Origin of the sequence: Corallococcus sp. bb12-1 (genome assembly GCF_026626765.1) — a bacterium.
GTDB lineage: Bacteria > Myxococcota > Myxococcia > Myxococcales > Myxococcaceae > Corallococcus > Corallococcus terminator.
In genome coordinates this window covers 81176-93350 of sequence record NZ_JAPNJZ010000036.1, presented here as the reverse complement: position 1 = coordinate 93350, position 12175 = coordinate 81176, and the positions used below count along the sequence as shown (strand labels likewise).

Annotated in this window: 1 protein-coding gene (only partly in view); it reads left to right on the top strand. The window is 70.8% G+C overall.

All 12175 nt of this window come from inside a single coding sequence — locus OV208_RS40260, non-ribosomal peptide synthetase (RefSeq protein ID WP_267579290.1), on the top strand. Of the gene's 17520 coding nucleotides, 4961 precede the window and 384 follow it; the stretch shown corresponds to coding positions 4962–17136 — codons 1654 (partial) to 5712 (complete); the first codon wholly inside the window starts at position 2. The start codon and the stop codon both lie outside this window.

Sequence of the window (12175 nt, the reverse complement as noted above, 5' to 3'; positions counted from 1 at the left end):
GACGTACCCGAAGGAACGACTGGCCTACATGCTGGAGGGGACAGGCGCGCCAGTGGTGGTGACGCAGGCGGGGTTGGAGGACGTGCTACCGGAGTACACGGGCCAGCGCGTGCGGCTCGACACGGACGCGAGTCTGTTGGCCACGTACTCGGAAGCGGGTCTGGGCAACGCGAGCAGCGTCCCCAGCCAGTTGGCGTACGTGCTGTACACGTCAGGAAGCACGGGCCGACCGAAGGGCGTGGCGGTGACGCACGCGAGCGCGGTGGCGTTCCTGAAGTGGGCGACGGGGACGTTCAAAGCGGAGCAATTGAAGGGAGTGCTTGCTGCGACGTCGCTGAACTTTGACTTGTCGGTGTTCGAAGTCTTCGCGCCGTTGGTGAGCGGCGGCACGGTGGTGGTGGCGCAGAACGCGCTGGCGCTGGCCTCGTTGAAGGAAGCGCACCGGGTGACGTTGCTGAACACGGTGCCGTCGGCGGTGGCGGAGTTGGTGAGAAGCGGAGGAATCCCGTCGACGGTTGCGACGGTGAACCTCGCGGGCGAAGCGCTGCCGAACCGGCTGGTGCAGGCGCTGTACGCGCTGCCGCAGGTGAAGGAGGTCAACAACCTCTACGGCCCGACGGAAGACACGACGTACTCGACGCACGCGCGAGTGGAGCGCGGAGCGAAGACGGAGCCGAGGATTGGACGTCCGCTGGAAGGCACGCAGGCGTACGTGCTGGACGCGAAGGGGCAGCCGGTGCCGGTGGGAGTGCCGGGCGAGCTATACCTGGGCGGAGAGGGCCTTGCGCGAGGCTACCTGGGCCAGCCCGGGCTGACGGCGGAACGCTTCGTGCCGGACGGATTCAGCGAGGAGGCGGGAGCGAGGCTGTACCGCACGGGCGACAAGGTGCGGTGGGGCCGAGACGGGACGCTGGAGTACCTGGGGCGAATGGACTTCCAGGTGAAGGTGCGAGGCTTCCGCATTGAGCTGGGAGAAGTGGAAGCAGCGCTGGGAGCGCAGCCGCAAGTGCGCGACGCGGTGGTGGTGGTGCGTGAGGACGCACCGGGAGACAAGCGGCTGGTGGCGTACGTGGTGGCGCAGTCGGGCCACACGGCGGACGCGACGAGTCTGCGAAGCGAGCTGAAGGGCCGGTTGCCGGAGTACATGGTGCCGTCGGCGTTCGTGGTGCTGGAGGCCCTGCCGCTCAACGCGAACGGGAAGGTGGACCGCAAGGCCCTGCCGAAGCCGGAGGGCGAGTCGCGCAAGGACTCGGATCTCGGCTGGCTTCGCACGCCGACCGAGGAGCTGCTGGCCGGTCTCTTCGCGCAGGTGCTGGGCGTGGAGCGGGTGGGGCCTCGGGACGACTTCTTCGAGCTGGGCGGCCACTCGCTGCTGGCGACGCGCGTGGTGGCACGCGTGTTCGGCCTCTTCGGCGTGGAGTTGCCGCTGCGTGAGTTGTTCGACGCGCCCACGGTGGAGAAGCTGGCGCTCAAGGTGGATGCATGGGCCGGTGACACGCGCCCGGCTCCGGCGCTCACGCGGGTGCCGCGCACGGATTCGCTGCCCCTGTCGTTCGCGCAACAGCGGATGTACTTCCTGGAGCAGTTGGAGCCGGACAGCCCGCTCTACAACATCCCGAATGCCATCCGCCTGGAGGGCACGCTCGACGCGGATGCGCTGGAGCGCGCGTTCGACGCGCTGATCCAGCGCCATGAGGGCCTGCGGACCACCTTCCACGCCGACGCGGAAGGGCGGTCCTTCCAGCGCATCGCCGCCGAACTCAAGGTGGGACTGGTGCGGGTGGACCTCCGCGACCGTCCCGACGCTGAGCGTGAGGAAGAGGCACGGCGGCAGGCCCATGCCGAAGCGCTGCGTCCCTTCAAGCTGGGCCAGGGACCGCTCCTGCGCGCGACGTTGCTGCGCACCGGGGAGCGGCAGCATCGGCTGGTGCTGGTGCTGCACCACATCGTCTCCGACGGCTGGTCCGCGGGCGTGCTGGTGCGCGAGCTGGGCGCGCTCTACGCGGCCTTCAGCGCGGGCCGGTCTTCACCGCTGCCCGAGCTGCCGTTGCAGTACGCGGACTACGCGGCGTGGCAGCGCGACTGGCTGCAGGGCGAAGCGCTGGAGGAGCAGGTCGGCTGGTGGCGGCGCGAACTGGACGGAGCCCCGGCCGCGCTGGAGTTGTCGACGGACAAGGTGCGCCCCGCGACGTCGACGTCCCGGGGAAGCTCGGTGCCGGTGCAGCTGTCGAAGCCGCTGTCGGACGCGCTGAAGGCGCTGGGGCGCCGCGAGGGTGCGACGCCCTTCATGGTGGTGCTGGCGGCGTGGCAGGTGCTGTTGTCGCGCTACAGCGGGCAGAACGACATCAGCGTGGGCACGCCTGTCGCAGGTCGGACGCGGGCGGAAGTGGAAGGGCTCATCGGCCTGTTCCTCAACACGCTGGTGCTGCGCACGCGGTTGGCTCCGGCCGACAGCTTCCGGCAGGTACTGGGGCGGGTGCGGGAGACGACGCTGGGGGCGTTCGCGCACCAGCAGGTGCCGTTCGAACGACTGGTGGAGGCGCTGCGTCCGGAGCGCGACCTGGGCCGCACGCCGCTGTTCCAGGCGATGCTCGTGCTCAACACGGAAGTCGATACGAGGCTGGCCCTGCCAGACCTCACGCTGAGCCCGGAGCCCGTCGACGGCGAGCACACGAAGTTCGAGCTGAGCCTGTCGCTCGCCGCGTCGGACGAGGGCTTCCGCGGTGCGCTCGCGTACAGCACGGAGCTGTTCGAGCGCTCGACGGTGGAGCGGATGGTGGAGCACCTGCGGGTGCTGCTGGAAGGCATCGCGGCCGACCCGGACGTGTCCGTGGGAGCGCTGCCACTGCTGGATGCCGCCGAGCGTCTGCTGGTGCTGGAGACGTGGAACCAGACGGCCGAAGCGGTGCCGTCGGAAAGCATCGCCGCGCGGTTCGAGGCGCAGGTAGAGCGAGTGCCCGGAGCGGTGGCGGTGGTCGCTGACGGGAAGCAGTTGACGTACGCGGAGCTGGACGCGAAGGCGAACCGGCTGGCGCGAGCGTTGGTGAAGGAAGGCGTGGGCCCCGAAGTGCTGGTGGGGCTGTACGTGGAGCGCACGGTGGAATCCATCGTGGGGATGCTGGGCATCCTCAAGGCGGGCGGCGGGTACGTGCCGATGGACACGTCCTTCCCTGCGGCGCGAGTGAAGGCGATTGCGGAGGACGCAAGCCTGCGGGTGGTGGTGACGCAGCGTGCGTACGCAGAGGACGTGGCGGGGCTGGGGTGCACCACCATCCTCGTGGAAGCGGTGGAAGAGGCGGGCGGGAGCACCGAGCGTGTGGAGTCGGGCGTGCGGGGTGAGAACCCGGTGTACGCCATCTTCACGTCGGGCAGTACGGGGCGTCCGAAGGGCGTGGTGGTGGAGCACCGGCAGCTGGCCAACTACGTGGAGACGATTCGGGGCCGGCTGCGGCTGACGGAAGGAATGAGCTTCGCGTCGGTGACGACGCTGGCGGCGGACCTTGGGCACACGGCGGTGTTCCCGATGTTGTGCGGAGGCGGGACGCTGCACCTGGTGGGGAAGGACGTGGCGTCGGACGCGGAAGCGTTGGGCGCATACATGCAGGCGCACCGGGTGGAGGGGTTGAAGGTGGTGCCCTCGCACCTGAGAGCGCTGCTGAGCGGGCCGAATGCGAAGCAGGTGCTGCCGCTGAAGCGACTGGTGGTGGGTGGCGAGGCGTCCGACAGGGCGCTGGTGGAGACGGTGCAGCGGCTGGCGCCGGAGTGCGCGGTGTTCAACCACTACGGCCCGACGGAGACGACGGTCGGCGTGCTGACGAATCCCGTCGAAGGGACGTGGGACGAAGGGGCGGCGACGCTGGCGCTGGGGCGGCCGATTGGGAATGCCCGAATGTACGTACTGGACGCGAGCGGGCGTCCGGTGCCGCGAGGGGTGGCGGGAGAGCTGTACGTAGGCGGGGCAGTGGTGACGCGCGGGTACGTGGGCCGCCCGGAGCTGACGGCGGAGCGGTACGTGCCGGACGGCTTCGGTGAGGAGGCGGGAGCGCGGCTGTACCGGACGGGGGACAAGGTCCGGCAGCGGGAGGACGGGAAGCTGGAGTTCCTGGGGCGCGTGGACTTCCAGTTGAAGGTGCGCGGGTACCGGGTGGAGTTGGGCGAGGTGGAGGCGGGGCTGAGCGGATGCGAGGGCGTGCGCGAGGCGGTGGTGGTGGCGCGTGAGGACGTGCCCGGGGACAAGCGGCTGGTGGGGTACGTGGTGGTGAAGCCAGGCCACACGGTGGAAGTCACGGCGCTGCGAAGTGAGCTGAAGGGGCGTCTGCCGGAGTACATGGTGCCCTCGGCGCTGGTGGTGCTGGAGGGGCTGCCGCTCAACGCGAACGGCAAGGTGGACCGCAAGGCCCTGCCGAAGCCGGAGCGCACGGAAGCGGATGCACGGGACTACGTCGCGCCGCGCACGTCCACCGAACAGACCCTGGAGCGCATCTGGGCCCAGGTACTGCGCCTTGATCACGTTGGCATCCACGCCAACTTCTTCGACCTGGGCGGCGACTCCATCATCAGCCTCCAGATCGTCGCGCGTGCCTCACAGGCCGGACTGCGTATCACCACCCGGCAGCTCTTCCAGCACCAGACGATCGCCGCACTGGCGGGCGTCGCCACGACCGCTCAGCTCGTCGTCGCGGAGCAGGGCGAGGTCCGTGGCTCCATCCCGCTCACGCCCATCCAGCGCCGGCTCTTCGAAGAAGACGTCGTGGACCCGCATCACCTCAACCAGTCGTTGATGATCGAGGTCCGCCGTCCGGTGGACGCCGCGCTCCTGGAGCAGGCGCTCCGCCACCTCGTCGCGCACCACGACGCCCTGCGCCTGCGCTTCACCCGCGAGGCCACGGGCTGGTCGCAGGAGAACGCGGGCCTGGAACAGCCCCTGACGCTTCGGCGACTCGACCTCTCCGCGCTGGATGAAGCCGCGAAGGCATTGGCCCTTCAGGAGGCCGCCACCCAGGTTCAGGCGAGCCAGGTGCTGGAGGAAGGTCTGCTGCTGCGCGCGATGTTGATCGAGCGCGGAGAGGGCCACACGGCGCGCCTGCTGCTGGCGGTGCACCACCTCGCGGTGGACGGCGTGTCCTGGCGTGTGTTGCTGGAGGACCTGGAGACGGCCTACCAGCAGCTCGACTCGGGCCGTCCGGTCCGGCTGCCCGCGAAGACGACTTCCTTCCAGACGTGGGCCCGCAAGCTGGAAGCCCATGCCCACACCCCGGAGGTGTTGGCCGAGCGTGCCTTCTGGCTGGAGGGCAGTCGGAGCGTCGCGCCGCTCCCCGTGGATCGGGCCGGGGGTGAGAACGTCGTGGGCTCGACGCGCAGCGTGTCGCTGTCGCTCGACGTGGAGGAGACGCGGCTGTTGTTGCAGGAAGTGCCCGGTGCATGGCGCGCGCAGATCAACGACGTGCTGCTCGCCGCGCTGGTCCAGTCGATGGCGCGCTGGACGGGGCAGCCCCGCGTGCGCGTCAACCTGGAAGGCCACGGCCGCGAGGAGCTGTTCGCGGACGCGGACATCTCCCGCACGGTGGGGTGGTTCACCGCAGTGTATCCCGTGCTGTTGGAGGTGCCGGTGTCCGGCAGCCCCGGCGACGGCCTGCGCGCGGTCCGCGACACCCTGCGGCGCCTGCCGGGCAATGGCCTGGGCTACGGGCTCTTGCGCTTCCTGGGCGACGACGCGACGGTGGAAGCCCTGCGCGCCGCGCCTCCCGCGCAGGTGTCCTTCAACTACCTGGGGCAGTTCGACGGCGTCGCGTCCGGAGCAGGGGACAGTGCCTTCCGCATCGCCCGTGAAGGCAGCGGCCCGGTGCGCAGTCCGCGTGCACCTCGCCGCCACGTCCTGGACGTCAGTGGACTGGTGCTGGACGGACAGCTCCAACTGAGCTGGGGCTACAGCGAGAACCTCTACTCCCAGACCACCATTGAGTCCCTGGCCCGCGACTTCGTGGCCGCGCTGCGCACGCTCATCTCGACCCGTGCGTCGGAGGATGCGGCCCGCCGCACGCCCACGGACTTCCCGCTCGCCCGGGTGGACGCCTCCGCGCTGGAGCGCGTGATGGCGGCGGTGCCCGACCTGGAGGACCTGTACCCCCTGTCGCCCATGCAGCAGGGCATGCTCTTCCACACGCTGCTTGAGTCGGCGTCGGGTGCGTACTTCGAGCAGCGCTCCTGGAGCTTCCACTCCGCGTTGGACCTTGGAGCCCTCCGGCAGGCCTGGGAGGACGTCCTCGCGAACCATCCGGTGCTGCGCACGTCCTTCTTCTGGCAGGGGCTGGAAGCCCCGCTCCAGGCCGTGCATGCGCGCGTGACGCTGCCGTGGACGGAGCTCGACTGGCGCGGGCTGCCCGCCGCCGAACAGCAGGCGCGTCTGGAGACCTTCCTCGCGGAGGACAAGGCGCTCGGGTTCGAGTTGTCCCATGCGCCCCTGATGCGGCTGGCGCTGATCCGCACGGAGGAACACGCGTACCGGCTGGTGTGGAGCTTCCACCACCTGCTGACGGACGGCTGGAGCTCGGCGCTCCTGCGCCAGGCGGTCTTCACCCGTTACGCCGCGCTGGTAAAAGGCAACGCCCCGGCCCTCGTGAAGGGCCCGGCGTATCGCGAGTACATCGCCTGGCTCCAGCGTCAGGATCTGGCGCGCACGGAGACCTTCTGGCGCGACACCCTGGCGGGCTTCTCCGCCGCCACGCCGCTTCCGGCGGGCGTGGCGTCTCGCACGATTGCCACCGGAGGTCTGTCGGAGCAGGCGGTGCTCCTGCCGACCGACACCACCGAGGCGCTCCAGGGCTTCGCGCGCCGGCACCAGCTCACCCTCAACACCCTGGTGCAGGCCGCGTGGGCCCTGGTGCTCGCGCGCCACGCGAACACATCCGATGTCGTCTTCGGCGTGACCGTCGCGGGACGTCCCTCGGAGCTGTCAGGCGTCGACTCGATGCTGGGCATGTTCATCAACACGCTGCCCGCGCGCGCCCGCTTGGAGGAACAGGCGGACGTCGTCTCCTGGCTCCAGCGCTTCCAGTCGCAGCAGGTGGAGCTGCGCAACCACGAGCACAGCCCGCTCGTGCAGGTGCAGGGCTGGAGCGAAGTGCCCCGGGGAACGCCCCTCTTCGAGACGCTGCTCGTCTTCGAGAACTACCCCGTCGACACCACGGTGGACACGCAGGCCCGCCAACTGGACGTGCGCGACTTCCATGCCTTCGAGCGGACGAACTACCCGCTCACCGCGGTGGCCGCCCCCGGCCGTGAGCTGTTTCTCAAGCTCGCCCATGAGACGCCGCGCTTCGACGAGGCGACGGCGAAGGCCCTGCTCGGCCAGTGGCGCCGGGCGCTGGAGGGACTGGTCGCGCGGACCGGACAGCGGCTCGCTGACGTAACGCTCTTGTCCGAGGAAGAGACGCACGCGCTGCGCGACACCTGGAACGTGACGCGCACGGAGTACCCGCGCACGCTCGCGGTGCAGCAGCTCTTCGAGGCCCGGGCCGCGCAGGCACCCGACGCGGAGGCGCTGCGCTGGAACACGGGCCGCATGACGGCCGGCGCACTGGACGCGCGCGCGAACCAACTGGCGCACCACCTGCGCACGCTGGGCGTGGGCCCGGAGTCTCGCGTGGGCCTCTGCCTGGAGCGCGGTCCCGAGCTCGTTGTCGGCCTGCTGGCCGTGCTCAAGGCCGGTGGCGCCTACGTGCCGCTGGATCCGACCTATCCCGAGGACCGTCTGGACTACATGGCCCGCGACGCCGGCCTCTCCGCGCTGCTCACGCACCGGGCCTTGGAAGCGCGCCTGCCCGGCGTGAGCGCCCCGGTGGTCCACCTGGACGCGCTGGAAGCCGTGCTCGCATCCCAGCCCACCACGCGCCCGGATGTGGAGGCGCGGCCGGAGGCGCTCGCGTACGTCATCTACACGTCCGGCAGCACGGGCCGCCCCAAGGGCGTGATGGTGACGCACGGGGGCGTCGTCAACTACCTCGTCTGGACCCTGGACGCGTACCGCGTGGCGGACGGGCAGGGTGCGCCGGTGCACTCGTCGTTCTCCTTCGACCTCACGGTGACGAGCCTGCTGGCGCCGCTCGCCGCGGGCCGTCCCGCCGTGCTGGTGGATGAGGCCGTGGGCGCGGTGGAGGGCTTGGGCGAGGCCCTGCGCCGTCAGGCCGACCACAGCCTCGTGAAGCTGACGCCCGCGCACCTGCGCCTGCTGGAAGCGCAGCTGGGTGAGCAGGACGCCCCCGGCCGTGCTCGCGCCTTCGTCATTGGCGGCGAGGCCCTGGGCTACGAGGCGTTGGAGCACTGGCGGCGGTACGCGCCGGGCACGCGGCTCATCAACGAATACGGCCCCACCGAGACGGTCGTGGGCTGCTGCATCCACGAGGTCCGCGAGGACGAACCGCGCACGGGCCCCGTGCCCATCGGTCATCCCATCGCCAACACGCGCCTGTACGTGCTGGACGCGGCGGGCCGGCTCGCGCCGCTGGGCGCGGTGGGTGAACTCTTCGTCGGAGGCGACGGCGTGGGTCGCGGCTACCTGGGCCGGCCGGACCTGACCGCCGAGCGTTTCGTGCCGGATCCGTTCAGCCCCGAACCGGGTGCCCGCCTGTACCGCACCGGCGACAGCGTGCGCCGCCGCGCCGACGGAGCCTTGGAGTACCTGGGCCGCCAGGACGACCAGGTGAAGGTGCGCGGCTTCCGCATCGAGCTGGGCGAAATCGAGTCCGTGCTCACGGCCCTTCCGGACGTGGCCGCGGGCGTGGTGCTCGCGCGCGAGGATGTGCCCGGAGACAAGCGGCTCGTGGGCTACGTGGTGCCAAAGGCCGGTGCCTCGGTGGACGCCGCGTCGCTGCGGACCGCGCTGCGCAGGACGCTGCCGGACTACCTGGTCCCGGTCGCCTTCGTGGTGCTGGACGCGCTGCCCGTGGCGGTGACGGGCAAGGTGGACCGCAAGGCCCTGCCCGCGCCGGAGGCTGCTCGCCCGGGTGAGGACTCGAACTTCGTGGCGCCCCGCACGCCGGAGGAGGAGCTGCTCGCCGGACTCTTCGCGCAGGTGCTGGGCGTGGAGAAGGTGGGCGTCCATGACGACTTCTTCGCGCTGGGCGGACACTCGCTTCGGGCGACGCAGGCGGTGTCGCGCGCACGGGACGTGTTCCAGGTGGAGCTGCCCCTGCGGGACCTCTTCGAGGCGCCCACCGTCGCGGGGCTCCTGCCTCGCCTGCTGGAGGCCAAGGCGAAGGACGCCGAAGGCCCTCGCGTCCCGCCCCTGGTGGCCGTGCCTCGCACGGACGCGCTGCCGCTGTCGTTCGCGCAGCAGCGGCTGTGGTTCCTGGATCAGCTGGAGCCGCAGGGCTCGTTCCACAACGTGCCCGCGGCGCTCCGGCTCCAGGGCACGCTCGACGTGGCCGCGCTGGAGCGGGCGTTCGCGGAGCTGTTCCGCCGCCATGAATCGCTGCGCACCGTCTTTCGCTCCGAGGAGGGCCGTCCGCTCCACGTCATCCTGCCGGTGCCGGAAGTCCCGTTGCCCACGCAGGATCTGGGCTCACTGCCCGAGTCCACCCGCGAGGCGGAGGCCTTCCAGCGGGCCCAGGATGAGGCGAAGCGTCCCTTCGATCTCTCGAAGGGGCCGCTGCTGCGCGTGACGTTGCTGAAGCTCGCCGAACAGGAGCACCTGCTGCTGCTGACCATGCACCACATCGTCTCTGACGGCTGGTCCATGGCCGTGCTCGTGCGCGAAGTCGTGGCCCTCTACGAGGCCTTCCGCCTGGGCCAGCCGTCACCGCTTCCCGAACTGGCCCTCCAGTACGCGGACTACGCGGCCTGGCAGCGCCAGTGGATGGAGCAGGGCGCCATGGCCCGTCAGCTCGCGTGGTGGCGCAAGGAGCTGGACGGCGCACCCCAGACGGTGGACCTGCCCACGGACAGGCCCCGGCCCACCGTGCAGTCCCACGACGGTGAGCAGCTCCAGGCGCTGGTGTCGCCCTCGGTGATGGCGGACCTCCAGGCCCTGTGCCGCCGCGAGGGCGTCACGCTCTTCATGGCGCTGCTCGCGGGCTTCCAGGTGGTGCTGTCGCGCTACACGCGTCGTACGGACATCGTGGTGGGCACGGACATCGCCAACCGCAACCGCGCGGAGACCGAAGGGCTCATCGGCTTCTTCGTCAACCAGCTCGTCCTTCGCGGCAACCTGGGCGGCGACCCCACCGTGCGCGAGCTGCTTGGCCGTGCGCGGGAGACGGCGCTGTCCTCCTACGCGCACCAGGACCTGCCCTTCGAGGAGCTGGTGAAGGAGCTCAACCCCAAGCGCAGCCTGGGGCAGGCCCCGCTGTTCCAGGTGAAGCTGGTGCTCCAGAACACCCCCGCGTCGCGGCTGGAGCTGCCCGGCCTGAAGCTCACCCAGGTGGGCCAGGAGGCCACCCGCGCCAAGCTGGATCTGACCGTCGCGGTGCAGGAGACGCCCCAGGGGCTCGCCTGCGTCTGGGAGTTCGCCACCGACCTGTTCGACACGGCGACCATCGCCCGGATGGCGAAGCACTTCCAACAGGTACTGGAGGGCCTGACGCGCGAGCCTTCCCGCCGCCTGTCCTCGCTGTCGCTGCTCACCCGTGAAGAGCGCCACACACTGCTGGAGACGTGGAACGACACGCGCACGGCCGAGCTGCCGGGCCCGACGGCCACCGCCCTGTTCGAGGCGCAGGCCGCGCGCACGCCCCAGGCCCTGGCGGCGGTGTTCGGCGCGGAGTCGCTGACGTACGCGCAGCTCGACGCGAAGGCCAATCAGCTCGCGTGGCACCTGAAGCAGAGCGGCGTGGGGTTGGAGTCGCGGGTAGGACTGTGCGTGGAACGCTCGCTCGACATGGTGGTGGGCATCCTGGGCATCCTCAAGGCGGGCGCGGCGTACCTGCCCCTGGACCCCTCCTACCCGAGCGATCGCCTGGCCTACATGCTGGCGGACGCGGCGGTGCCGGTCATCGTCACGCAGGACGCGTTGGCGGATGAATTGCCGTCGCAGGGTGAGTTGCTGGTGTGCCTGGATTCGGATGCGGCGCGCATCGCGAAACATCCCGTGACGCCGCCGCCGGTGAAGCTGGAGCCGGAGCACCTGGCGTACGTCATCTACACGTCGGGTTCGACGGGCCGGCCCAAGGGGACGCTGTTGCATCACCGTGGCTTGTGCAACACGGCCACGGCGGCCATCGCGGCCCTGGGCATCACGCCGTCAAGCCGCGTCCTCCAGTTCGCGGCGTTCGGCTTCGACGCGTCGGTGTGGGAGACGTTCTCCGCGCTGCTCGCTGGCGCGGCCCTGCACCTGACGCCGCGCGAGGAGCTGATGCCCGGTTCGCCACTGCACGGCCTGCTGAAGTCGCGCGGCATCACCACGGTGACCTTGACGCCGTCGGTGCTGGCGCAGCTCCCCGCCGAGGACCTGCCGGCGCTCACGTCCGTGGCCGCCGCGGGCGAGGCGTGCTCCGCGGAGCTGGTGCGCCGCTGGTCTCCCGGCCGGCGCTTCCTCAACGCCTATGGCCCCACCGAGGTGACGGTGTGCGCCACCGTCCGGGCGAACGTGGATCCGGAGCGGCCCACCATCGGCACGCCGCTGCCGAACGTGCGGGTGTACGTGCTGGACGACCAGGGGCAGCCGGTGCCCGTGGGCATCCCCGGCCAGTTGCACGTGGGCGGCGTGGGCCTGGCGCGGGGCTACCTGCACCGCGCGGACCTGACGGCGGAGCGCTTCGTGCCGGATGCCTTCGGTCCCGACGCGGGCGGCCGGCTCTATGCGACGGGCGACCTGGTGCGCTACCTGCCGTCCGGGGACATTGAGTTCCTGGGCCGCATCGACCACCAGCTCAAGCTGCGCGGCTACCGCATTGAGCTGGGCGAGGTGGAAGCGGCCATCGCGGACCATCCCGCCGTGGAAGCCACCGTCGTCCTCCTGCGCGAGGACGTGCCCGGCAACCCCCGGCTGGTGGGCTACACCGTGCCGCGCGAGGGCGAGGTGCTGGACCTGCGCGTGCTGAAGGACGCGCTCCTCGCGCGCCTGCCCGAGTACATGGTGCCTTCGGCGTTCGTTTCGCTCCTGGCGCTGCCGCTCACGCCCAACGGCAAGCTGGATCGCCAGGCGCTGCCGGCACCGGACTCCGAGCGGCCCGAATTGGAA